The organism is Achromobacter pestifer (genome assembly GCF_902859625.1).
Taxonomy (GTDB): Bacteria; Pseudomonadota; Gammaproteobacteria; order Burkholderiales; family Burkholderiaceae_B; genus Achromobacter; species Achromobacter pestifer.
The window spans coordinates 246,068-270,312 of the sequence record NZ_CADIJX010000006.1 but is presented as its reverse complement, the minus strand read 5'-3'; the positions used below and the strand labels follow the sequence as shown (position 1 = coordinate 270,312).

Genomic DNA, 24,245 nt, shown 5'->3' with positions numbered 1-24,245 from the left:
ATTCACGGAACGCATTTGATGACCATCACCCATAAGCTGCTCGGGGCTCTGTCCCTTTCACTGGTTTGCTCGGCCCAGGCGCTGGGCGCAGACCGCACGGTGTTTCTGCCCCTGCAACCCGCCATTGCCGCGGCGCAGGCTGCGGGCAAGATCGACGGCAGCGTCAAGTTCTACCTGGCGGGCACCGGCCCCAAAGGCAAAGTCTTGCAAGCCGATGTCGTGACCAACCGCAAGACCAATGCCTTCGCGAAGAAGGACGAAGAAGCTTGCGAATGGGTGGCCCAGTCCGCCGTCATCGCGTTGCACGAAGCGGCCAAGAAGGCCAACGCCAACGCCGTCACCAACATCGTCAGCTACTATCGCAAGAACGAATACACCAGCAAGACCGACTACGAATGCCATGCGGGCGCCATGGTGGCCGGCGTGGCCCTGCGGGGCGATCTGACCCAGCTGAAGTAAGCCCGGTTTACACTTGGCAGTTGCCGCAACACCACACAAAAGGTTCACCCATGAGCACTGCTACGCTCAAGACCCGCCTCTCTGATTCCGTCAAGGACGCGATGCGCGCCAAGGCCTCCGAGCGCCTGACCACGCTGCGTTTCCTGCTGGCAGCCGTCAAGCAAAAGGAAGTGGACGAACGCCGCGACCTGAGCGACGCCGAAATCACCGCCATCATCGAAAAGCAGGTCAAGCAACGCCGCGAGTCCATCGCCGCGTTTGAACAGGCTGGCCGCACGGAAACGGCAGAACAGGAAAAGGCCGAAATGGCCGTCTTGCAGGAATTCCTGCCGCAAGCCGCAACGCCCGAGGAAGTGGCTGCCGCCATTGACGCCGCCCTGGCCGAAGTGGCCGCGCAAGGCGTGACCGGTGCGCCCGCAATGGGCAAGGTCATGGCTCTCTTGAAGCAAGCGCTGGCCGGCCGTGCCGACATGACCGCGCTGTCCCAGCAAGTGAAGGCCCGCCTGGCCTGACCCGCCTGGTCTCACCGAACCCCGGGCAGTTAAAACGCGCCGCCGAACAAATCAGGCTGGCGCGACTGCTCGGCGGGATCGGAAAAATTGCTCATGCCCACGCCCGCCAGCCGGTACAGGGTTTCCGGCGGCAACTCCACGCGCGCGCACAACAGCCTGGCCACGGCGGCCAGCTCGGTCGCCGATCCGGGCGGATTCGGGCTGGTCTGGCTGCGCGTCAGGATGCGGAAGCGGTCGGTCTTCAACTTGAGCACCACCGTCCTCCCCAACGCGCCCTTCTTCAACGCCTGATCCCACACGCGGTCGGCCATGCGGTCGATGGCGTCGCCCAACGCCTCCAACCGAATATCCTCCGAAAACGTCGTCTCGGCGGACACCTGTTGCAAGGGCTGGTCAGTCTGTACCTCGCGCTCATCGATGCCGCGCGCCAGTTCGTACAAACGCCTGCCGTAGCGGCCAAAATAGTGTTCAAGCTCTTCAGCGCTGTGCGTCGCCAGGTCACCCACGGTCTGGATGCCCAGTTGCTCCAGCCGCGCCTGCGTCACTTTGCCAACGCCAGGCACCTTGCGCACCGGCAGCGGCTGCAAGAACTCCAGCACCTTGCCCGGCCGGATCACGAACTGGCCATCCGGCTTGTTCCAGTCGGAGGCGATCTTGGCCAGGAACTTGTTGGGCGCGATGCCCGCCGATGCGGTCAGCTGGGTTTCTTCCCGGATCTGGTGACGGATTACCTGCGCCACGTCCGTGGCTGACGGCAGCCCGCACTTGTTGACCGTGACGTCCAGGTAGGCCTCGTCCAGCGACAGCGGCTCGATCAGGTCGGTGTGGCGAGCGAATATCTGGCGGATCTGTCGCGACACATCGCGGTAGCGATTGAAGTCAGGGGGCACATAGATGGCCTGCGGACAGAGCCGTTCCGCCCGGACGGCGGACATGGCCGAGTGAATGCCGAAGCGCCGGGCCTCGTAAGAGGCGGCGCACACAACCGAACGCGGGCCGGTCCACGCCACGACGACCGGCTTGCCACGCAGTTCAGGGTTGTCGCGCTGCTCCACGGAAGCGTAGAACGCATCCATGTCCACATGCACGATCTTGCGCATAAGTTGAGACATTCCGCTAGGGACAGCATGGCCGCCCGCCGCGATGTGCTGGCGGCCACTGCAAAAAAATATATTATGACCGGCTAATCCCGCTTTCCCATTCCGCCCACCAACGATCCATGACCGCACCTGCTCAAACCGACTACTTTGGCCTGACGATACCCTTCATGACCTTCATCGGCCTGGTGCCCGAGAGCATCGCGCCGGCCTACGCCCGCACGACGCTGCCCTGGCGCCAGGACCTGACCAACAGCCGTGGCGACGTGCACGGCGGCACGCTGATGAGCGTGCTGGACTTCACGCTCAGCGCCGCCGCGCGCGGTTCGGCGGACGCCACCGAAGGCATGGCCACCATCGACATGAACACCACGTTCCTGTCGCCTGGCACGGGCGATCTGGTCATTGAAGCGCGCTGCCTGCGCCGTGGCGCCTCCATCGCGTTCTGTGAAGGCGACATCCGCCGCGCCGATGGCGAACTGGTCGCGCGCGCCACCGCCACCTTCAAGATCATCCGCCGCCGTCCTGGCGGCGATTGACCCCGCCATGCGGCAACGGCCTGCTTACTTCGGCAGGTCGCGCGAGGGCTTGACCACGGGCCGCGGATCCAGCGGCATGTAGGTGCTGCACGACGTGATGCTGTAGTAGATCGCGTCTTGCATCGCACGCATCGCAGCGGCGTCCCAGGTGCCCTTGCCCCACATCACGATGCGCACGTCGGTGCTTTTCTCGCCGGCGGCCTTCAGGTCGACGCGCGACATTTCGTTGTCGGAGTACGGTGCCAGCACGCGCACCACGCCGGACTGCGCGCTTTCATTCAGGTCCGCAATCACGCGGTAGGCGTTATCCGTGCTGCGCAGGCAGTTGTTGGACTGCCGGATCACCGTGGCGTAGGCATCCTTGAAGGCGACCGGCGCCTTGAACTCGCTGTGCGGTGACGAACTGTCCTGCGAGATGCCCAGCGAGCAGCCCGCCAGGCCGAGCGCCAGCGCCGATGCCGCGACCAGATTCCTGTACATGTAATTCTCCAGATGAATTGCCGCGATTATCCCGCAAACCGCTCAGCGGCATAAGTGGGGTCGGTTCGACACCGCCCGCGCGACTATGGCATTATCGACGAGCCGCCGGCGCCAGGCGCCGGCAAGCGCCGCAGTCCGCCAATGCCCACGACATAAGGCATTGAAATCACGGAGGTCTTCCCTTGTTCTCATTCATGACGCGCACCGTTCTCGCCGCCAGCATCGTCGGCACCACTCTGGGCGGCTGCGCCACTCCCCCGCCGCCCCGCGCCTACCCCCTGAAGGATTTCTTCCGCAATCCGGAACGCGGCTTCTTCCGCATGGCCGAAGACGGCCAGACGCTGGCCTTCATGCAGCCCACCAGCGTGGACGGCAAGCCCGCCCGCATGAACATCTATGTGCAACCGCTGGAAGGCAGCAAGCTGGTGGGCGAACCCCGCCAACTGACCAGCGAAACCGCCCGCGACATCAGCAACTACTTCTGGAAGGGCGGCGACGTCCTGCTCTATCAGAAGGACTTCGGCGGCGACGAGAACTATCACGTGTTGGCCGTCAACGCCAAGACCGGCAAGATCACCGATCTGACGCCGTATGAAGGCGCCCGCGCCAGCATCGAAGACGATCTGGAAGACGATCCCGACCACGTCCTGATCAGCCACAACCAGCGCAACCCGGAAGTCTTCGACGTCTACCGCGTCAACGTCCATACCGGCGCCGCCGTGCTGGTGGCGCAGAACCCGGGCAACATCGTCGGCTGGCAGACAGACCACGCGGGCAAGGTCCGCGCCGCCGTCACCAGCGACGGCCTGAACACCACCCTGCTCTACCGCGACGACGAAGCCTCTGAATTCCGTCCGCTGATCACGACCGATTACCGCACCAGCGTCAGCCCATCGTTCTTCACTTTCGACGACAAGAAGATCTACGCGCTCAGCAACCGCGGCCGCGACAAGCTGTCGTTGGTGGTCATCGACCCGGCCAAGCCCGACGCCGAGGAAGAAGTCTTCACGCCGGACACGGTCGACCTGGACGGCGCCGGTTACTCGCGCAAGCGCCGCGTGCTGACGCTGGCCGCCTACCAGACCGACAAGCCGCAATACAAGTTCTTCGATGCTCAGTCCGAAACGCTGTACAAGACGCTGTCGGAAAAGCTGAAGGGCTATGACATCGCATTGCAAGGCACCAACCGCGACGAAAACAAGTTCATCGTCGCCGCCTACAACGACCGCACACCTGGCTCGCGCTACATCTACGACGCCACCACCGACACGCTGACCAAGCTGGCCGACATCAATCCGGCCATTCCCGAAGCCGACATGTCACAGGTGCGCCCGATCAGCTACCAAAGCCGCGACGGCCTGACCATTCACGGCTACCTGACATTGCCCGCCGGCCGCTCGCCCAAGAACCTGCCTTGCATCGTGAATCCGCACGGCGGCCCGTGGGCGCGCGACGGCTGGGGCTACAACCCCGAAACCCAATTCCTGGCCAACCGCGGATTCTGCGTGCTACAGATGAATTTCCGCGGCTCGACCGGCTACGGCCGCGCCTTCTGGGAAGCCAGCTTCGGGCAATGGGGCCTGAAAATGCAGGACGACATCACTGACGGCGTCCAGTGGCTGATTCAACAAGGCATCGCCGATCCGAAGCGCATCGGCATCTACGGCGCCAGCTACGGCGGTTATGCCACCCTGGCGGGCGTGACGTTCACGCCCGATCTCTACGCCGCCGCCGTGGACTACGTGGGCGTGTCGAACCTGTTCACGTTCATGAAGTCGATTCCACCGTACTGGAAGCCCATGCTGGACAAGATGCAGGACATGGTGGGCCACCCCGAACGCGACAAGGACAGGCTGGCGGCCACCTCACCCGCGTTGCATGCGGACAAGATCAAGACGCCGCTGTTCATCGCGCAAGGCGCCAAGGATCCGCGCGTCAACAAGGACGAAAGCGATCAGATGGTCAAGGCGCTGAAGGCGCGCGGCGTCGAAGTGGAATACATGGTCAAGGACAACGAAGGCCACGGCTTCCACAACGACGAGAACAAGTTCGAGTTCTATGAAGCGATGGAGAAGTTCCTGACGGAACACCTCAAACCCTAGTCTCCCGACGCATCCTGGGCGGCCAACCGCACGTTGGCCGCCACTGTCGCGCCGCTGGCCAGACGGCCCGCGCCAAGACCCACAAAAGCCATCTCCACACGGTCGCGCCCCTGCTCCTTCGCGCGGTACAGCGCCACGTCCGCACGCGCCAGGATCACATCGGCGCTGTCGCCCTGTTGGTAGGACGTCAGGCCGCCGCTGGTCGTCATCCGCACTTCGACCCCCTGCAAATAAAGCGGCGAATCCCGCAGCGCATCGCATACCCGCTGCGCCTGGATCAACGCTCGCGCGGGATCACAGTCGTACATCAACAGCACGAACTCCTCCCCGCCCAACCTGCCGAAACGGTCGGAACTGCGCACCGCGTTCTGCACCACTTGCGCGTAGTGGCGCAACGCCGTGTCGCCGCCCGCATGGCCGTAGCGGTCATTGACCGACTTGAAATGGTCGATGTCCAGCACCAGTACCGCCAATTGGCCGGCCATTCGGCTGCAACGCTGCAACTCATGGTCCAGTTCATCCAGGATGCTGCGGCGTGAATACGCACGGGTCAGGCTGTCGAACGTCAGCGCCGCCTGCATTTGCTCCGACAGGGAGGTCTGGATCAGCAGCAGCAGGGCCAGAAACAACGCCGGCACCGTAGCCGATCCGCACACAATGAAGAACAGCCCCCAGGTCGACGGCTGTAGCAGGGAAATCGGCGGCTCCAGGCCTGTGCCGTATACCACCACCCGCAATGCGTGCAGGGCAGCCAAGCCAAGGATCGCCAACATCAGATAGAGCGTCACGCCGCGAGTCTGGATTTGCTTGCGCTGCTGGTGGATCACTCGGCCAGTCATCACCATGAGCACGCACGTATAGGCGGAAAACAGCACCATCCGCATGCCCTGGTTGTCGTGACCGTACAACAGCAAGGCAAATGCCAGCAGGCACAACGCAGAGAGGCCCACGGTGCGGACAACGTGCGGGCGCAGGCCGAAGAACTGCCTCACACCCACATAGACCAAGCCCATGGCGCAGACCCATGCGGTGTTGGACACCATCACATACACGGCGGGCGGCATGATCTGGGCGGACGCATAAGACAGCATCGACAGCACAGCCAACGCATTGGCCACGATGAACGCCTGGACGCCGCCCACGCCGCGCGCCTGGAATGGCAACAGCAAAGGTAGCGCCAGCGCCGTGGCCAGCCCCCACATCAAGAAGAACAAGGAAGTCGTCATGGTATTTGCCGGGTCGCGCCTTCAGGCGTTTGCCGTCGCTTGGAACTGCCGTTGCACTGGGTTCGTAAGGGGAGCTGCGTTACACGTCAGCATTTTTGATGCTTTTTGTTACCACCAGGACGAATGGACGCCAACCCTCAAGACGGCCGAAGGCCGCCGTGAGGCGATTGCGACTTGTCCAGAACCTTTAACTCTCGCGCCAGGACGATAGCGCGACATGCGTCGAAGAATACGCCAAGGGCAACGCGGCGGGATCCCTCTTTGCAGTAATTGACAGTTAAAACTTCAAAAAACCCCTACAGTCCAACCTGTCGCAAGAGCCGCAAGAAGCTCCTCGAACACGCCCTACGGGCGTGGCGCGTACTAGCCATGCACCGCCTCAGCGCGCGTGCGAAGGTCCCCACAGCGGGCGCCGCGCAGTCCAAACCACATGTTCATCTCCCCATCCGAAGGTGCCTTTGCGCGCCTCTCGTATCGCTGCCGGTTATTCCGCCAGCGCGCCCGCAGGGCGGCGGAGCCATGAACATCCCGAGTCGCAACTGCGGAAGTACAACGGATGCAAATCAACGGACCCAAGCAACCCCGGGTTGCCCGATCGACACTGCGCATGCTGGCGGCCTGTGCGGCCCTGGCCCCCGCCCTGGCGCTTAGCGGGCCGGCGGATGACTACGACACCTTGATCATTCGCGCCCGCGCCGGCGATTACGAGCCCGCGCTGGCCATGCTGCGCCAACAGGGAACTGCCGGCGGCGCGCGCGCCGTCCGCGACCACATCGTCATCGCCGGCTGGGCCGGCAAGCCTGCCGAGGCCATCGCCGCCTATGAATCACTGCCGGCCGGCGCAGTCCTACCCGCCGACGTGCAGTTGGCGGTGGCCCGCGCCTATCGCGATGAACAGCGCTGGCCGCAAGCCCTGAGCGTCTTTCGCGACGGGCTGCGCCGCCACCCCGGGCAGGCGGCCTTCGCCGCTGGCGAAATCATGACCCTCGCGGATGCGGGCCAGTTCGACGCCGCTGAAACCGCCGGCCAGAAATGGGTGGCACGCCAGCCCCGCAACGCCGACGCGCGCCTGGCGTTGGGCTATGTCCACGCCCGGCAGGGCCAGCCTTTCGAAGCCTTGCACCAGATGGATCTGGCCCAGGGCATCGCGCCCGACTCCCCGGCCGTCCAGCGCGAGTACATCCATGCGCTGCAACGGGCTCGCATGGCCGACACGGCGCTGGAGCACGCACAACGGCATCCCGATCTGTTCAATGCCGCGCAGATGCGGGGCTTCGAGGCCGATGCGCTGGCCCAGCAGGTGCGGTTGGCGGCCATGCCCACCCGTAGCGAAGCCGAACGGTTCGCCATCGCCGACCGGGCGCTGGCGCGCTACGACGAACTGATTCCGGCCTGGCGGCAACTGGGCGACGCGGCACGCGATGCAGTGGTGCGCGCCCGGATCGACCGCCTGCATGCGCTGCACGCCCGCGTGCGCATGGCGGAATTGACCCAGGAATACGAAGCCCTGACTGCCGAAGGCGTCAATGTGCCGCGTTATGCCCTGAACGATGTGGCAGCGGCCTATCTATACCAGCGCCAGCCCGAGCGCGCCCGCGACCTCTATGAACAAGTGGCCGTCGACGAGGCCTTCGACAAGGACGACCCTGAACAGCGTCTAGCCAACCAGACCGGCCGCTACTACGCACTGGCGGAAGGCGAGCAATTCGACAAGACGGGCGCCGTGACCGAAGCCGTGCAATCCGGCTACGCCCCCTGGCTGTACTACAAGGGCCAGGCGACACGCATGCCCAACGACCTGAACCTGGAAAGCAGCCAGACACTTGCCGCCGCCCGCCTGCAAGCCGACGACACCGTCGCCGCGCAGCAACGCCTGGAGGAGATGGTTGCCAATGCCCCCAACAATTCCGGCCTGCGCACCGACCTGGCCACCGTTCGCCGCGCGCGTTCCCTGCCACGCGCCTCGGAAGCCGAATTGAAGATGGCCGAAACCCAGGCGCCCCGCAGTCTGGCGGTGGAAAACGGCCAAGGCTTCACCGCGTTGGATCTACAGGAATGGAGGCAGGTGGAAGCCCTGTCGCAGGACACACTGGCCCGTGCGCCTGAAAACCTGACCAGCCGCCGCCTGGCTCGCGAATGGGAAGTGCACAACAAGGCCGAACTGCGCATCAGCGGTTATCGCGGACTGGCCTCGGACAGCCCCGTCAACGGCAACGGCGATTTCGGCATCGACGCCGTGCTCTATTCGGCGCCCATCGATTACAACTGGCGCGTGTTCGGCGGCGGCGGCTATGCCACTGGCGACTTCGAGGGAGGCCGCGGCAATTACCGCTGGCTGCGCACGGGCGTGGAATGGCGCGGACGCGACCTGACCGTCGAAGGCGAAGTCTCCACCCATGATTACGGCCACGGCGTCAAACCCGGCGTGCGCCTATCGGCCGCCTACGACCTGGACGACCACTGGCAAATCGGCGGGTCGGGCGAAATCATGTCGCGCGACACCCCGCTGCGCGCCTTGACCAACGACATCTCGTCCAATCGTCTGACGGGGTTTGTCCGCTGGCGTGCCAACGAACGGCGCGAATGGACGCTATCGCTGGCCCCCTCGCATTTCAGCGACGGCAACAGCCGCTGGGAACTGGGCCTGAACGGCCGCGAACGCATCTACACCGCCCCGCACCTGAAGGCCGACCTGGAACTGGACCTGTCGTCGCAGCGCAATACGCGCGACGACGCGCCCTACTTCAACCCCAGCGCCGACTTCATGGCGGTGCCCGGCGTGCGCGTGACGCACACGCTTTATCGCCGCTACGAAACCGCTTGGGAACAGATCGGCACCCTGGGCGCCGGCACATACAGCCAGCAAGGCTATGGCACCGGCGGTGTCATGGCACTGGGCTACGGCCAACGCTACCGCGCCAACGATGTGCTGGACATGGGCGCGATGGTCACCGGCATCAGCCGCCCTTACGACGGCGTACGCGAACGCGAACTGCGCATCGTGTTCGACCTTGCCTACCGCTTCTGAACCTCCATCCGAACCTGGACCCAGAACCCGTCATGCCGCTTAACACCTCTACCCGCTTGATCCTGGCAAGCTTGCTGCTGCTGATCATCCTGGCCCTGACCGCCTGCGCCAAGGACATCCCCGTCTACACGCCACCGGCCGAGCGCCCCGTCGCCGCCGCGGAACAGCCCTGGAAACCCGACCAGTTCCTGGTGCTGGCCTATCACGACGTCGAAGACGATGACCCGGACCAGAGCTTCCTCAGCGTACGCACCGACCGGCTGGTGGATCAGCTGGCCTGGCTGCGCGCCAACGGCTACCAGGCCGTGTCCGTCGACCAGATCCTGGCGGCTCGCCAGGGCGGCCAGCCCCTGCCCGAACGCGCCGTGCTGCTGTCGTTCGACGACGGCTACCGCAGCTTCTACACACGGGTGCTGCCGATTCTGAAAGCCTACCGATGGCCGGCGCTGCTGGCCCCCGTCGGCATCTGGATGGATACGCCTGCCAACCAACCGGTGGACTTCGGCGGCAGCCCCGAGGCACGCCAGCGATTCCTGAATTGGGATGAGATCCGCGAGATCTCCCAGTCCGGACTGGTGGAGATCGCCGCGCACACCAATGCGTCCCACTACGGCGCACTGGCCAATCCTCAGGGCAATACCGAACCCGCCGCGGCCATCCGCGCCTACAACGCGCAAACCCGCCAATATGAAACCGAGGCCGAATTCAACGCCCGCATGAGCCGCGACGTGGCCGCCATCACCGACAAGATCCGCCGCGTCACCGGCAAGGCCCCGCGTGTCTGGGTCTGGCCCTATGGCGCCGAAGGCGGCTCCACGCTGCGCATCGCGGACGAACACGGCTATCAACTGGCCTTGACGCTGGAAGACGGCGCGGGCCGCCTGGGCCGCCTGATGTCCACGCCGCGGCTGCTGCTGTCCAGCGACCCCGCGCTCAGGCCCTTTGCCAACAGCGTGGTCGGCATGGAAGCCAGCCCCTTCATGCGCGTGGCGCACATCGATCTGGACTACGTCTACGACCCCGATCCCGCACAGACGGATCGCAATCTGGGCGAGCTGGTGCAGCGCATCCTGGACATGCAGATCAACACCGTGTTCCTGCAAGCCTATGCGGACCCCGAGGGCGATGGCCTGGTGAAGTCGGTGTACTTCCCCAACCGCTGGCTGCCCATGCGCGCCGACCTGTTCAACCGCGCGGCCTGGCAATTGAAGAACCGCGCCAACGTCATGGTCTACGCCTGGATGCCGGTGCTGGCGTTCGACCTGGACCCATCCCTGCCGCGCGTCACCCGCTGGAACCCGGAAGGCCAACCCGCCCAACCCGATCCCGACCAGTACCGCCGCCTGTCGCCCTTCGACGCCACCGCCCGCGCCCGCATCGGCGACCTGTACGAGGACCTGGCGCGCTATGCGATGTTCGACGGCCTGCTGTTCCATGATGACGCCTTGCTGTCCGACTTTGAAGATGCCAGCCCCGCCGCGCTGACCGCCTATCGCGCGGCTGGCCTGCCCGGCAGCATCGCCGAACTGCGCGCGGACCCTGACACCCTGCAACGCTGGACCCGGTTCAAGAGCCGCGCCCTGGTGGATTTCACCGCCACGCTGACGCAGCGCGTGCGGGCGGTGCGCGGGCCGCAAATCAAGACGGCGCGCAACATCTACGCGCAACCCATCTTGAACCCCGAATCCGAGACCTGGTTCGCGCAGAACCTGGACGACTTCCTGGGCGCCTACGACTGGACCGCCCCGATGGCGATGCCTTTGATGGAAGACGTGCCCAAGGGCCAGGAAAACACGTGGCTGGATTCGATGGTTGACGCCGTTGCAAGCCGCCCGGGTGCGCTGAACAAGACCGTGTTTGAACTGCAAAGCCGCGACTGGCGCACGGGCCCCGGCCTGCCCGAAACCACCCCGGTGGACACGGCCGTGCTGGCCGGCTGGATGCAACGCCTGCAACGGCGCGGCGCCGCCAGCTTTGGCTACTACCCCGATGACTTCTCGCAAGACCAGCCCCGGTTGCAAGGCATCCGGCCCGCCATCTCCGAAGCGTGGTATCCCATCCGATGATCGACCGTCTGATCGCCCTGATAATCCTTTGCGCAGTACTTGGCGCTCCCTTCGGTTTCACGCTGATGCTGACCGGAGAAGCGCTGCTGGGCTTCGTCTTCTTCTATCCCCTGTTCATGTCCGGCATGTGGATGGCCGGCGGCATCTACTTCTGGTGGCATTGGGAACGGCACTGGCAGTGGGGCAAGGACCATCCGCCGCCCGCGCTGGTCGGCAACCCATTGGTCTCCATCCTGGTGCCCTGCTTCAATGAAGCCGGCAACGGAGAAGAAACGCTGCTGGCCGCGCTGGGCCAGAACTACCCGCACATTGAAGTCATCGCCATCAATGACGGTTCCACCGACGGCACCGCCGCCATGCTGGACCGGCTGGCCGCATCGCAACCGAAGTTGCGCGTCGTGCATCTGGCCCATAACCAGGGCAAGGCGATGGCGCTGCGCATGGGCGCGCTGGCCGCCCGCAGCGAATACCTGGTCTGCATCGACGGCGACGCCGTGCTGGACCCGGACGCGGCGGCCTACCTGGTGGCGCCGCTGATCGACAACCCGCGCGTGGGCGCGGTTACCGGCAATCCCCGCATCCGCACGCGCTCCACCTTGATCGGCCGCATTCAAGTCGGCGAGTTCTCGTCGATCATCGGCCTGATCAAGCGCACCCAGCGGGTATACGGGCAGGTGTTCACCGTTTCCGGCGTCGTGGCCGCGTTCCGCCGCGCCGCATTGGACCGCGTGGGCTACTGGAGCCTGGACATGATCACCGAAGACATCGACATCAGCTGGAAGCTGCAACGCGACCACTGGTCGATCTTCTACGAACCGCGCGGACTGTGCTGGATCCTGATGCCCGAGACCTTGCGCGGACTGTGGAAACAACGCTTGCGCTGGGCCCAGGGCGGCGCCGAAGTCTTCTTGAAGAACCTGCGCTCCATCTGGAGTTGGCGGCATCGCCGGCTGTGGCCGCTGGTGGTGGAATTCTGCCTGTCCACGGCCTGGTCCTTCGCCTTCGCGATTTCGGTGCTGCTCTGGGTGCTCAGCCAATTCGTCACGCTGCCCAACCACATGCAGATCGCCAGCCTGATGCCCCCTGCCTTCACCGGCATGATGCTGGCGATGGTGTGCCTGCTGCAATTCGTCGTCAGCATCCTGATCGACCGCCGGTATGAACCCGGCCTGACCCGCGCGCTGTACTGGGTCATCTGGTATCCGCTGGCCTACTGGATGGTCAGCCTTTTCACCACGCTGGTCAGTTTTCCCAAAGTCATGCTCCGCAAGCAGGCCCGGCGCGCGCGCTGGACCAGCCCAGACCGGGGCATCAAGTCACCGGACGCATCATGATCATCACCACGCAACGCTCGCGCGCGGGCTATCTGTTCGACCTTGTCCTGACCGCCGTCGGCTGGTTCGCCTTCGTCTATCTTTTTGGTTCGGGCATTGTGGCCATCCTGCGCGGTGTCGCAGGCGGCCCCGAAGCATCGCTGTGGCCCGTATTCCTGCCCACCGTGCGCACCCTGTGGGCCTATGCGCTGCTGGCGCTGATCAATGCCGCGATACTGGTGGGCTGGGCCGTGTACAACCACCGCCGCTTTGGCGGCAAGGACCGCCGCAAGCCCATCAAACCGTTGTCCGACCGCCGCTTGGCCATGAGCTTTGGCGTTACAGCCGCCCAACTTGAGCAACTGCGCGGGGCCCGCATCTCGATCATCCACCATGGCGAGGACGGCGGAATCGTGGGCATCGAAAAGAGCCAATCCCGCCTGCGCGCGGTGCAGGCGAGCTGACACCGGTGCGGACCCGTCACGCCCGGGGCAAGTCCGCCTTGGGCTTGCCCGTCTTCGGCAGCAGAATCGCCACCACCCCTAGCAACGGCAGATACGCGCACACCTGGTACACGTAGCCGATGCTGGTCGCGTCCGCCAACTTGCCCAGCGCCGCGGCGCCCACGCCGCCCATGCCAAAGGCAAAGCCGAAGAACAGGCCGGCGATCATGCCGACCTTGCCCGGCACCAGTTCCTGCGCATAGACCACAATGGCCGAAAACGCGGACGCCAGCACCATGCCGATGATCACGACCAGCGCGCCGGTCCAGAACAGATTCGCGTAGGGCAGCATCAACGTAAACGGCGCCACGCCCAGGATCGACACCCAGATCACGATCTTGCGACCCACGCGGTCGCCGACGGGTCCGCCCACCACCGTGCCCACCGCGACGGCGGCCAGGAACAGGAACAGATATAGCTGCGCCTCGCGCACGGACAAGCCGAACTTGTCGATCAGGTAGAAGGTGAAATAGCTGTTCAGGCTGGCCAGATAGAAGTATTTGGAAAACACCAGCACACCCAGCACCGCCAGCGCGCCCAGCACCTGGTTGCGCGACAAGCCATTGCCCGCGCCGTCGCGGCGCGCACGCGGCTTGAGCCGGACCCGGTTGGCGCTGTACCAGCGCCCGATCCCCGTCAGCACCACGATGCCAAACAATGCCGCCAACGAGAACCACGCCACGCTGCGCTGCCCGTGCGGAATGATGAAGAGAGCCGCCAGCAATGGCCCCAACGCCGACCCCACGTTGCCCCCCACCTGGAATAGCGATTGCGCCAGGCCGTGCCGTCCGCCCGAGGCCATGCGCGCCACCCGCGACGATTCCGGATGGAACACGGACGAACCCGTTCCCACCAGCACGGCCGCCACCAGCAGCCAGCCAAATGACGGCGCCACCGACAGCAGCAGCAAGCCCACCAGCGTGAAGCCCATGCCCACCGGCAAGGAATACGGTTTGGGATAGCGATCGGTGTAGAAGCCGATGAACGGTTGCAGCAGCGAGGCCGCCAGTTGATAGACCAGCGTGATCATCCCGATCTGCGCGAACGACAGGCTGAATGAATCCTTCAGCATCGGATAAATGGCCAACAGGATCGACTGGATCATGTCGTTCATCAGATGCGCCACGCTGATGGCGCCCAGCACCTTGAACGCCGTGGACGGATCCGAGGCGGCAGGGGTGGCGGCCTGCACGGAGGCGGGAGCGGGGATGGCGGCGTCCGAGACACCGGCAACGGAGTTCTGGGGAGGATTCATGGGGCGCACACAAGAGGGAAAAGCCCGCCCGGCGGCATGCCAGGACCTGATCACAGTGTAGAAATCCGGCCCGACACAGATCTGCCAATTTTCGTCGCGAAAGTGACAAAATATGGTTACGGCGCTTATGGCGACCGTCTCATCCTATTGATGGAAGTGACACTCATGCCTACCCGTCCGCTGCTGCCCGACCCCGCCCGCAGTATCAACGCCCAGGACTATCAGGATCTTCCCCGCGCGGTCACCGCCATGGCCAAGGAATTCCCGGCGGGTGCCCAGACCGGTGCGCATTCGCACCCCCGCGCCCAACTGATCTACGCGGTCGACGGCGTCATGCGCGTCACCACGCCCAGCGGTTTCTGGGCACTGCCGCCCTTGCGCGCGCTGTGGGTGCCAGCGGGCGTGCCGCATGGGGTGGACATGGTGGGCGCGGTGTCCATGCGTTCGCTCTACATCCAAGCCGAGGCGGCGGCGGACTATTGGCCGCAATGCCAGGTGGTCGAAGTCAGCGGCCTGCTGCGCGAACTGATCCTGGCGCTGACGGCGGCGCCTGTCGATTACCCGCTTGGCGGCCGCGAAGAACAAGTCGCTGCGCTGATCCTGTCGGAACTGGCCGCCGCGCGCGTCGTGCCCTTCCAGATCCCCTGGCCCCGCGACCGCCGCCTGCAAACCATCTGCATGGCCATCCTGGACCAGCCGGGGCTGCAACGCGGCATTGAAGACTGGGGCAGCGAGGTCGGCGCCAGCGCCCGCACCTTGATCCGGCTGTTTCAGGCCGAATTGGGGTTGAACTACCGCCAATGGGTACAGCAGGTGCGGTTGGCGGACGCGGTTTGCCGTCTGTCCCTGGGCGTGCCGGTGGCGCGGATCGCGGCCGACCTGGGCTATCGCAGCCCCAGCGCGTTCAGCGCCATGTTCCATCGTGCCCTGGGTGCGCCGCCGCAGCGGTATCTGCAAGGCGCCGATACGCTGAATGGCAGCTGAAATTCGATAAAAGCGTGCAACCGGCCTTGCTGTTTGTCACGGCGCGCAATACATTTCACTGCGCATTTCATCGCGTGCGCGCGCGAAAGCCGCGCCCCGCGTATGCTAGACCCCGTCCCTATATTTACTTGGCAATTCGCCTCGACCGCGCCCCGGCAAGTTTGGTTACTGAAACCTTATTGCGTCCTGGCCGGTCTATAGCGTTCTGTCCTAGAATCGCCTGCAATGAGCACCCCCCAGCAATCCTCCGCCACCCCGGGCGGCAAATCGGGCCTTCCCTGGAAACGAATCCTGGTCAAAGCGGGCATCGCCGTGGCCGGCGCCGGCGTATGCGGAGCCGTCCTGCTGGGACTCGCCCTGGCGCTGGCCTGGCCCAGCCTGCCCGACCTGCATGCCATGACGGATTACCGCCCCCGGGTGCCGCTGCGCATCTACACGGCGGACAAGGTGCTGATCGGCGAATACGGCGAAGAGCACCGCAACGTGCTGCGCTTTGACGAGATCCCGCCCGTGATGCGCCAGGCGGTGCTGGCGGCCGAGGACGACCGCTTCTACAGCCACGGCGGCGTCGACTGGATGGGCGTCGCGCGCGCCGTGCTGACCAACCTCGTCAAGGGATCGAAGTCGCAAGGCGGCAGCACGATCACCATGCAGGTGGCGCGCAACTTCTACCTGTCGTCGGAAAAGACCTATTCACGCAAGTTCTACGAACTGCTGTTGACGTTCAAGATCGAATCCGAGCTCACCAAGGATCAGATCCTTGAGCTCTACATGAACCAGATCTACCTGGGCCACCGCGCCTATGGCTTTGCCGCGGCCTCGCGCACCTACTTCGGCAAGCCCCTGTCCGAAGTCACCCCGGCCGAAGCCGCCATGCTGGCCGGCGTTCCCAAGGCCCCGTCACGCTTCAACCCCATCACCAACTTCCCGCGCGCAGAAATCCGCCAGCACTATGTGCTGGGACGCATGAAGACGCTGGGCTACCTGACGCCCGAGCAGGCCGACGAAGCCCTGAAGCAGCATCTGACGATCCGCGGCGCGGACGGCACCAGCGCGCGCGGCTTCGCCGTGCATGGCGACTACCCCGCTGAACTGGCACGCCAGCTGATGTATGGCGTGTTCCAGGAAGACACCTATTCCAAGGGCATCGACGTCTACACCACGATCGATTCCAAGGCTCAGGACGCCGCCTACCGCGCCGTGCGCGATGGCGTGCTGGACTACACGCGCCGCGCCGTCTATCCCGGCCCGGAAGACCAGATTGACCTGCCCGACAACGTGGAAAGCGATGCGCAGGCCCTGGACGAAATCCTCGACGGCGTGCAAGACAAGACGCCCGACAGCGAAGATCTGCTGGCCGCCGTCGTGCTGTCGGCCAGCCCCATTGAAGTGAAGCTGGCCCGCAGCGCTCGCGAGATCATCACCATCACGGACAAGAAGGCGCTGGCCGTGGTGGCCCGCGCCCTGAACCCGAAAGCCAGCGACAGCCAGCGCATCAGCCGCGGCTCGGTCGTCTACATCCACAAGACCGGCGACAAGGACAGCGACAGCTGGGAGATCATCAACATGCCGGCGCTGCAAGCAGCGCTGGTGTCCGTGGCGCCGCAGGACGGCGCCATCCGCGCCATGATCGGCGGCTTCGACTACAACCGCGGCACCTTCAACCGGGTGACGCAGGCCTGGCGCCAACCGGGCTCCAATATCAAGCCCTTCGTCTACGCGGCAGCGCTTGAGCGCGGCTTCACGCCCGCCACCCAGATCTCGGACCAGCCCTTCATGCTGACCGCCGCCCAAACGGGCTCGAAGGACTGGCAGCCCAAGAATGACGGCAACAAGTACGAGCCCATGCTGACCTTGCGCCAGGGCCTGTACCGTTCCAAGAACATGGTGTCGATCCGCATCCTGCAAGCCATCTCGCCGCAATACGCGCAGGACTACCTGACCCGTTTTGGCTTCGACAAGTCCCGCTGGCCGGCCGTGCTGCCGCTGGCGCTGGGCGCGGGCGGCGCCACGCCCTTGCAGGTGGTCAACGGCTATAGCGTCTTCGCCAACGGCGGCTACCGCGTCACGCCCTACCTGGTTGACCACGTCACGGATCGGTCTGGCAAGGTGCTGATGCAGGCGCAACCCGTCAAGGCCGGCGACGAAGCCGCGCGCGCCATCGATCCGCGCACCGCCTGGGTCATGGACGACATCCTGCGCGGCGTCGCCACCAGCGGTACTGCGGCGCGCGCGCACCAGGTGCTCAAGCGCAATGACGTCGGCGGCAAGACCGGCACCACCAATGAGGCGGTGGACGTCTGGTTCTCGGGCTTCACGCCCGCGCTGGCAACGACCGTCTGGATGGGCTTTGACCAGCCCAAATCGCTGGGCACGAACGAATTCGGCAGCGGTCTGGCCTTGTCGACCTGGCTGGACTACATGCAGCCGGTGCTCAAGGGCGTGCCGGATGCCAAGCAGGCGCCCCGTCCGGATGGGCTGCTGGTCGAAAACGGCGAATACTACTTCTCGGAATTCCCGCCGGGCCAGGCCGTGGCCTCACTGGACCTGTCCTCAGGCGACGCGCTGACCGACTTCCTGAACAACAACCGCTCCACCGACGGGGTCGATACCTCCGTCAAGCCGCTGCCCGCCCCCGGCGCCACCCGGCAAACGGACCCGAACAGCCCGATCCAGGCGCCGCTGGTCCCGATCCCGGCACCGCGCGCCGACAGCACGCCCACGGCAGGCTCGTCCACCCCAGGCTTGCCCACGCCGGGCTTGCCCGCGCCGGGGCTGCCTGCCGTCAATTCCGAAGGTGGCGCCAGCGCCAGTGCCGTCACCACGTCAGCTCCCGTGACGGCCCGGCCTCTCTGACGCGGTTCCGCACAAGACACAACGGGCGCCCCTTGGGGCGCCCGTTGCCTTTGCCCGCCGGCCATTGCGGCCACGCGGCCGACCTATTCTTCCGCTATCAGCTCCGTCACCACCTCGTGCGGCCACGCCGACAGGGATTCAAGATCCAGGAAGGTGAAATAACCCGATCTCCAGCCTTCGGTATCGATGTGATAAACGTTGCCCAGCAACAGCGGCGCCGCCACCGGCGTATGCCCCGCCACCACGGCCCGCACGCCCATGATGGCCGTCCGGTCCATTTGCCGCAGGCGTTCGCGTGACCACTGGCAGGTCGCGCTGGTGCGTTTGTAGCGGTCTTGCAGCGCGGACTCCAGCCGTGGCCAGAACAGCACCGGGCAATCCGCATGCAACAGGCCGACGCCGCCCGCCGAGGTCTCAACCTCGATGGCGATGGGCAACCGCGCAAACGCCTCGGCATAGACTTTTTGCCGGTCGGACGGCAGGTCCAGGAACCAGCCGCCGCCGTACCCACGCCAATTCATGACATCCACCTCTCCTGTCCGGACGTGGCGGATTGCATAGTCTTCGTGGTTGCCCTGCACCGCGTGGAACCAGGGCTGCGCCAGCCATTCCAGCGCGGCCTCACTTTCCGGCCCCCGGTCCACCAGGTCGCCCACGGAAAACAGCCTGTCCCGCGACGGGTCGAAACCCAGCCGGTCCAGGCTTTCCTGTAAACGGGAAAAATGCCCATGCACGTCGCCCACCGCAAAATCGCGGCCGCGTTCATTGCGCGGGACTTTCAGAAATCGCTGCTCCATGATGATCCAAAGCCACCGGTTACCCGCGGAACAATCCGTCCCCATAACCTTGCCGTGGCTGCTCTTGCCTGTTGATGCCTGACCCTTGGTTTTAACCCGCTTTCACTCAGGACGCCTTTGCGCCCCGCTTGCCATCGGGGTCAAAATATTGCGTTACGAGAATCGCTATTGTTCGTGATAATGTTCCGACTTTCCCAACCAATACCTTAAAGGGGGCCGCGCAAGTCGCCCCCTGCCGTCGCCATGACTGCCGCCTCCACCATCAAGACGTGGTACTGGATCCATAAATGGACCAGCCTCGTCTGCACCATCTTCCTGCTCATCATCTGTCTGACCGGTTTGCCGTTGGTGTTCCACCACGAAATCGAACACTGGCTGGATGATGCAAAGCCCTTGTCTGACGTGCCGGCCAACACGCCGCCCGCTCATCTGGACAAGCTGGTCGAAAGCGCCAAATCCATGTATCCGGGCGAAGTGATCGACTATCTGTTCTTCGATCCGGACGAACCCCAAGTCTGGGTGGGCATGGCCAAGAAGCCGGGCGACGGCCAGGCCTCCGGGCACGCGGTGCGCATGGACGGCCGCACGGGCGACGTGCTGCTGGATGGCCCGCCCTATACCCAGGACAAGTTCTCTTTCATGGGCATCATGCTGGCCCTGCACGTGGACCTGTTCGCGGGGTTGCCCGGCGAACTGTTCCTGGGCTTCATGGGCTTGCTGTTCTGCGTGGCCATCGTGTCCGGCGTGGTGCTCTACGGCCCCTTCATGAAGAAGCTGGAATTCGGCACGGTGCGAGCGGCACGCTCCACGCGCCTGAAATGGCTGGACCTGCACAACCTGCTGGGCATCGTGACGCTGGTCTGGGCTTTCGTGGTGGGCGTCACCGGCGTCATCAATGAACTGTCCACGCCGCTGTTCCGCCTGTGGCAATCGACCGAACTGGTGCGCATCCTGGAACCCTACAAGGGCCAGACCGTACCGACCGAACTGGCCTCTGCGCAGTTGGCCGCCGACACCGCGAAAAAAGCCCTGCCGGGCAACGAAGTGTCGTTCATCGCGTTCCCTGGCAACGCCTTCGGCAGCCCGCACCACTACATCGCCTGGATGCGCGGCGACACCCCGCTGACCTCGAAATTGAACACGCCTGTGCTGGTGGACGGCAAGACCGGCGCGCTGACGACCGTGGCCAAGATGCCCTGGTACCTGACCGCGCTGGAAGTCTCCCGCCCGCTGCACTTCGGCGATTACGCCGGACTGCCCCTGAAAATCATCTGGGCGCTACTGGACCTGATCACCATCGTGGTCCTCGTCAGCGGCCTTTACCTGTGGCTGGCACGCCGCCGCGCCACGGAAGCACGCATCAACGAACTCGTGAAAAAGCACCAAGCCGCCGCCGCCCCGCAAAGGACTCCCGCATGAGCGCCCACAAAAGCAAAGGCAGTCGAGGCTTCATGTTTGTCTGGGGTGTGCCGACCCTGCTGGGCGCACTAAGCGTGTTCGGCCTGCTGGCTGCCCTGTTGGGTACCGGCGCGTGGCACTGGGCCTCCTGGATCACGCTGACCATCCTGCTGGTCGTCATCGTGCGCTACTGGTGCTTCCCACTGAAGCACTAGGCAGCAAGCAAGACGGCCGCCAGACACAGGGAGCGTCGCGCCCCCTGCCTCGCGGCCGTCCTCGGCCCTATTTGCCGAATTGCGCGGGGTCCGGCCCCAAACGCGGGCTTTCCTTGATGCCGTCGATCGCCGCCATGTCGTCCACCGACAATTCAAAGTCGAACACATCGATGTTCTCGCGGATGCGGGCGGGCGTGACCGATTTCGGAATCACGATCAGGTCACTCTGCAAGTGCCAGCGCAGCGTCACCTGTGCGGGCGACTTTCCATACTTCTTCGCCAGATCCAGGATGACCTTTTCCTTGGTGATGTTGCCTTGGGCCAACGGGCTCCAGGATTCGGTCGCGATCCCATGCTTGGCATGGAATGCCCGCAACTCACGTTGCGCGAATCCCGGGTGCAGCTCGATCTGATTCACCGCCGGCACCACTTTCGACGCTTCCATCAGCCGCTCCAGATTGGCCTGCGTGAAATTGGATACGCCGATCGAACGGGCGCGGCCATCTTCCTTCATCTCGACCATCGCGCGCCAGGCGTCCAGGAACTTGGCGCTGCCCGCCACCGGCCAATGGATCAGATACAGATCCACATAGGCCAATCCCAGCTTTTCCAGGCTTTCGTCCATCGCCTTGTGGGCGTCGTCATAGCCGTGCCGGTCATTCCAGAGCTTGGTGGTGACGAATAGGTCCTTGCGCGCCACACCCGCCGCGCGCAGCCCGGTGCCCACGCCTGCCTCATTGCCGTAAATGGCCGCGGTGTCCACCGAGCGGTAGCCGGCCGCCAGCGCCTCTTTCACGCTGGACGAGGCCTGCTCGTCAGGCACCTGCCAGACGCCCAGCCCCAGTTGCGGGATCTTGTTGCCGTCGTTCAACTTCACTGCGGGTACTTTCGCCATAAGACCCTCCGAAACTTGTACCGCAACGCTCGCGCGGCGAATACGCGCCAGGTCGCGCAATCCTGGGCACAGCCCGGCCTACCCCAGGATTGAAGTGACAAAAAGCAGGCTTGCCGAGCTGCGCCCGCATCACTTTACCGGATCAACGTCCCCCAGCAATGGTCCGTGTGCACCAGGGGTTATCAGCCAAATAATAGCGCCGGTGCCCGATAATGGCCCTCAACCGCCCTCCCGCCCTCCGGCTCGCCCCCCGCATCAGCCCCCTGCCCAGCCATGAAATCCACTGACGCGCCGCCCGAAAATCGCGGCGGCTTTTCCACTCTGCGCACCCTTTTCCCCTATCTTTGGCCCCCAGGGATGACGGGGCTGAAGGTGCGCGTGGTCGCGGCCCTGCTCTGTCTGTTCGCCGCCAAGGCGGCCACGGTCTATGTGCCGCTGATCTACAAGCACGCCATCGACGAACTCGGCAAGGGCGCCCCCGGCGCCGTGACGGTGCCGTTGGGGCTGATCCTGGCCTACGGCACGGCCCGGGTGCTGTCGCTGCTGTTCTCGGAACTGCGCGACGCCATCTTTGCCCGCGTCGGCCAGCACGCCATCCGTGCCGTCGGCCTGCAAATCTTCCGGCACCTGCACGCCCTGGCACTGCGCTTTCACCTGCAACGCCAGACCGGCGGGCTGACCCGCGCCATCGAACGCGGCACCAAGGGCATCCAGACGCTGCTGTCGTTCCTGCTGTTCAACATCCTGCCGACATTTTTTGAAATCGGCCTGGTCTGTATCGTGCTGTGGAAGATGTTCGACATCTGGCTGGCAGCAGCCACGGGCGCCACCGTCATCCTTTACATGGCCTACACGCTTGCCGTGACCGAGTGGCGCGCAAAGTTCCGGCGCCAGATGAACGAGACCGACTCCGAGGCCAACACCAAGGCCATCGAAAGCCTGCTGAACTACGAAACCGTCAAGTACTTCGGCAACGAAGAGCACGAAGCACGCCGCTACGACGCCTCGCTGACCCGCTACGAACGCGCTGCCGTGCGCAGCCAGGTCAGCCTGTCGATCCTGAACGTGGGCCAGGCCGCCATCATCTCGGTCGGGCTGACACTCGTCATGTGGATGGCCGCCACCGGTATTGCCGAAGGCCGCTACACCCTGGGCGACTTCGTGCTGGTCAACACCTACCTGCTCCAGCTTTACCAGCCGCTTAGCTTCTTCGGCTTCATCTACCGCGAGATCAAGCAGGCGATCATCGACATGGAACGCATGTTTGAACTGCTGGGCCAGGATCGCGAAGTGGCCGACCGCCCCGACGCCCTGCCGCTCCGGATCGCAGGCGGCCAGGTCGAATTCCGCGACGTGCATTTCGGCTATGACGAACGCCGCCCCATCCTGAAAGGGGTCAGCTTCACCATTCCCGCAGGCAAGACCGTGGCGGTGGTGGGTACGTCCGGCGCCGGCAAATCCACGATCGCCCGCCTGCTGTTCCGTTTCTACGACACCGACAGCGGCGCCATCCTGGTGGACGGCCAGGACGTGCGCGACGTCACGCAAGGCAGCCTGCGGGCAGCGATTGGCGTGGTGCCGCAAGACACGGTGCTGTTCAACGACACCATTCACTACAACATCGGCTATGGCCGGCCCGGCGCGACCGACGCCGAGATCCAGGCCGCCGCGCGGCTGGCGCACATCCACGACCTGATCCTGACCATGCCCGATGGCTACCAGACCATGGTGGGCGAGCGCGGCCTGAAGTTGTCGGGTGGCGAAAAGCAGCGCGTCGCGATTGCACGCACCATCCTGAAGAACCCCGCCATCTTCCTGTTCGACGAGGCCACCAGCGCGCTGGACACCCATACCGAACGCGAAATCCAGGCGAACCTGCGAGAGGTCAGCCAGGGTCGCAGCACGCTGATCATCGCCCACCGCCTGTCCACGGTGGCGGACGCGGACGAGATCATCGTGCTGTCCGACGGCCGCATCATCGAGCGAGGCCGTCATCCTCAGTTGCTGGCCCAAAACGGTGTCTACGCCAGCATGTGGGCCCGCCAGCAGGACAGCGCTGCAACGGCCCCCACCGATTGACAAGCCCGGCCCCCTGCCCGAAGATCGCCCCCTTTCATTGAAGGTCCGCCATGCAAGATTCCCCCGCCGCCCCTGAAGTCCGAGTCTGTGCCGCCTCCGAACTCGTCAACGGCGGCCTAGGCGTGAAGATACCTGTCACCGACAACTCGGGCCAGACCACCGCCTTCTTCGTCCGTTTCCAGGACCGCGTGCATGGCTACCTGAACCGCTGCGCCCACGTCGGCGTCGAACTCGATTGGGAAGGCAGCTTTTTCACGCGCGCCGGCGACCTGATCATGTGCGCGCGCCATGGCGCCACCTATCAGCCGGATACGGGTGTGTGCGTGGGCGGCCCCTGCAAGAACGGCCGCCTGACCGTGCTGGCCGTCCATGAACGCGACGGCGACGTCTTCTGGCAACCCAGCGGAAAAATCCGCCCCCGCGACGAGGCGGCCTGACCGG

At 64.8% G+C, this 24,245-nt stretch carries 20 protein-coding genes; 14 read left to right on the top strand and 6 right to left on the bottom strand.

Annotation, left to right across the window (positions count from 1 at the left end; translation table 11 throughout):
• The first annotated feature begins 18 nt into the window (after window positions 1-18).
• Together HV753_RS23085 and HV753_RS23080 are read left to right on the top strand one after the other, a co-directional pair.
• Complete coding sequence (locus HV753_RS23085; protein ID WP_175176905.1) at window positions 19-459, top strand: excinuclease; 441 nt, start codon at window positions 19-21, stop codon at window positions 457-459.
• A gap of 50 nt (window positions 460-509) precedes the next feature.
• Entirely contained in the window at window positions 510-971 is a 462-nt protein-coding gene (locus HV753_RS23080; protein ID WP_175176904.1) for a GatB/YqeY domain-containing protein, read from the top strand.
• A gap of 29 nt (window positions 972-1,000) precedes the next feature.
• Here HV753_RS23080 and dinB read toward each other — a convergent pair whose 3' ends face one another.
• Window positions 1,001-2,083, bottom strand: a complete 1,083-nt coding sequence (gene dinB / locus HV753_RS23075) for a DNA polymerase IV (RefSeq protein ID WP_175176903.1) — start codon at window positions 2,081-2,083, stop codon at window positions 1,001-1,003.
• Between the two features lie 107 nt (window positions 2,084-2,190).
• Between dinB and HV753_RS23070 the strand changes: the two genes are divergently transcribed.
• On the top strand, window positions 2,191-2,607 hold the full coding sequence (locus HV753_RS23070) for a PaaI family thioesterase (protein ID WP_175176902.1): 417 nt from the start codon (window positions 2,191-2,193) through the stop codon (window positions 2,605-2,607).
• 24 nt (window positions 2,608-2,631) lie between these two features.
• Here HV753_RS23070 and HV753_RS23065 read toward each other — a convergent pair whose 3' ends face one another.
• The gene (locus HV753_RS23065) at window positions 2,632-3,087 is read right to left on the bottom strand and encodes a BPTD_2524 family lipoprotein (RefSeq protein WP_175176901.1); all 456 of its coding nucleotides are present in this window, start codon (window positions 3,085-3,087) and stop codon (window positions 2,632-2,634) included.
• Window positions 3,088-3,281: 194 nt separating this feature from the next.
• Between HV753_RS23065 and HV753_RS23060 the strand changes: the two genes are divergently transcribed.
• Window positions 3,282-5,189 (top strand): S9 family peptidase, encoded by a 1,908-nt coding sequence (locus HV753_RS23060; protein WP_425485923.1) that lies wholly within the window; start codon window positions 3,282-3,284, stop codon window positions 5,187-5,189.
• On the opposite strand, the gene HV753_RS23055 is transcribed toward HV753_RS23060, so the two are convergent.
• Window positions 5,186-6,415, bottom strand: a complete 1,230-nt coding sequence (locus HV753_RS23055; RefSeq protein WP_175176899.1) for a GGDEF domain-containing protein — start codon at window positions 6,413-6,415, stop codon at window positions 5,186-5,188. The genes HV753_RS23060 and HV753_RS23055 overlap by 4 nt on opposite strands.
• A 556-nt stretch (window positions 6,416-6,971) precedes the next feature.
• Between HV753_RS23055 and pgaA the strand changes: the two genes are divergently transcribed.
• From pgaA to pgaD, 4 genes are read left to right on the top strand one after another with little or no spacing between them, the layout of a single operon-like run.
• The gene (pgaA, locus tag HV753_RS23050; RefSeq protein WP_175176898.1) at window positions 6,972-9,443 is read left to right on the top strand and encodes a poly-beta-1,6 N-acetyl-D-glucosamine export porin PgaA; all 2,472 of its coding nucleotides are present in this window, start codon (window positions 6,972-6,974) and stop codon (window positions 9,441-9,443) included.
• A 32-nt stretch (window positions 9,444-9,475) separates the two neighbouring features.
• Entirely contained in the window at window positions 9,476-11,509 is a 2,034-nt protein-coding gene (gene pgaB / locus HV753_RS23045; RefSeq protein WP_175176897.1) for a poly-beta-1,6-N-acetyl-D-glucosamine N-deacetylase PgaB, read from the top strand.
• Window positions 11,506-12,843, top strand: a complete 1,338-nt coding sequence (gene pgaC / locus HV753_RS23040; RefSeq protein ID WP_175176896.1) for a poly-beta-1,6-N-acetyl-D-glucosamine synthase — start codon at window positions 11,506-11,508, stop codon at window positions 12,841-12,843. Before pgaB ends, pgaC begins: the two co-directional genes overlap by 4 nt.
• Window positions 12,840-13,286, top strand: a complete 447-nt coding sequence (gene pgaD / locus HV753_RS23035) for a poly-beta-1,6-N-acetyl-D-glucosamine biosynthesis protein PgaD (RefSeq protein ID WP_175176895.1) — start codon at window positions 12,840-12,842, stop codon at window positions 13,284-13,286. Before pgaC ends, pgaD begins: the two co-directional genes overlap by 4 nt.
• Before the next feature lie 16 nt (window positions 13,287-13,302).
• Here the strand turns inward: pgaD and HV753_RS23030 are convergent, their stop codons facing one another.
• A complete protein-coding gene (locus tag HV753_RS23030) occupies window positions 13,303-14,580 on the bottom strand; it encodes an MFS transporter (RefSeq protein ID WP_175176894.1) in 1,278 nt (425 codons plus the stop codon).
• A 165-nt stretch (window positions 14,581-14,745) separates the two neighbouring features.
• Between HV753_RS23030 and HV753_RS23025 the strand changes: the two genes are divergently transcribed.
• Entirely contained in the window at window positions 14,746-15,564 is an 819-nt protein-coding gene (locus HV753_RS23025; RefSeq protein ID WP_175176893.1) for an AraC family transcriptional regulator, read from the top strand.
• A gap of 225 nt (window positions 15,565-15,789) precedes the next feature.
• The gene (locus HV753_RS23020) at window positions 15,790-18,420 is read left to right on the top strand and encodes a penicillin-binding protein 1A (protein ID WP_175176892.1); all 2,631 of its coding nucleotides are present in this window, start codon (window positions 15,790-15,792) and stop codon (window positions 18,418-18,420) included.
• Window positions 18,421-18,503: 83 nt separating this feature from the next.
• Here HV753_RS23020 and HV753_RS23015 read toward each other — a convergent pair whose 3' ends face one another.
• Window positions 18,504-19,217, bottom strand: coding sequence for a metallophosphoesterase (locus HV753_RS23015; protein WP_175176891.1), 714 nt, complete (start codon window positions 19,215-19,217; stop codon window positions 18,504-18,506).
• Between the two features lie 243 nt (window positions 19,218-19,460).
• On the opposite strand from HV753_RS23015, the gene HV753_RS23010 reads away from it, so the two are divergent.
• A complete protein-coding gene (locus HV753_RS23010) occupies window positions 19,461-20,636 on the top strand; it encodes a PepSY-associated TM helix domain-containing protein (protein WP_175176890.1) in 1,176 nt (391 codons plus the stop codon).
• Window positions 20,633-20,830 (top strand): hypothetical protein, encoded by a 198-nt coding sequence (locus HV753_RS23005; protein ID WP_175176889.1) that lies wholly within the window; start codon window positions 20,633-20,635, stop codon window positions 20,828-20,830. The genes HV753_RS23010 and HV753_RS23005 overlap by 4 nt, the downstream gene beginning before the upstream one ends.
• A 67-nt stretch (window positions 20,831-20,897) precedes the next feature.
• Here the strand turns inward: HV753_RS23005 and HV753_RS23000 are convergent, their stop codons facing one another.
• Entirely contained in the window at window positions 20,898-21,725 is an 828-nt protein-coding gene (locus HV753_RS23000) for an aldo/keto reductase (RefSeq protein WP_175176888.1), read from the bottom strand.
• 273 nt (window positions 21,726-21,998) lie between these two features.
• Between HV753_RS23000 and HV753_RS22995 the strand changes: the two genes are divergently transcribed.
• Together HV753_RS22995 and HV753_RS22990 are read left to right on the top strand one after the other, a co-directional pair.
• Complete coding sequence (locus tag HV753_RS22995; RefSeq protein ID WP_175176887.1) at window positions 21,999-23,804, top strand: ABCB family ABC transporter ATP-binding protein/permease; 1,806 nt, start codon at window positions 21,999-22,001, stop codon at window positions 23,802-23,804.
• 50 nt (window positions 23,805-23,854) lie between these two features.
• A complete protein-coding gene (locus tag HV753_RS22990) occupies window positions 23,855-24,241 on the top strand; it encodes a Rieske (2Fe-2S) protein (protein ID WP_175176886.1) in 387 nt (128 codons plus the stop codon).
• The last annotated feature ends 4 nt before the right edge of the window (window positions 24,242-24,245 follow it).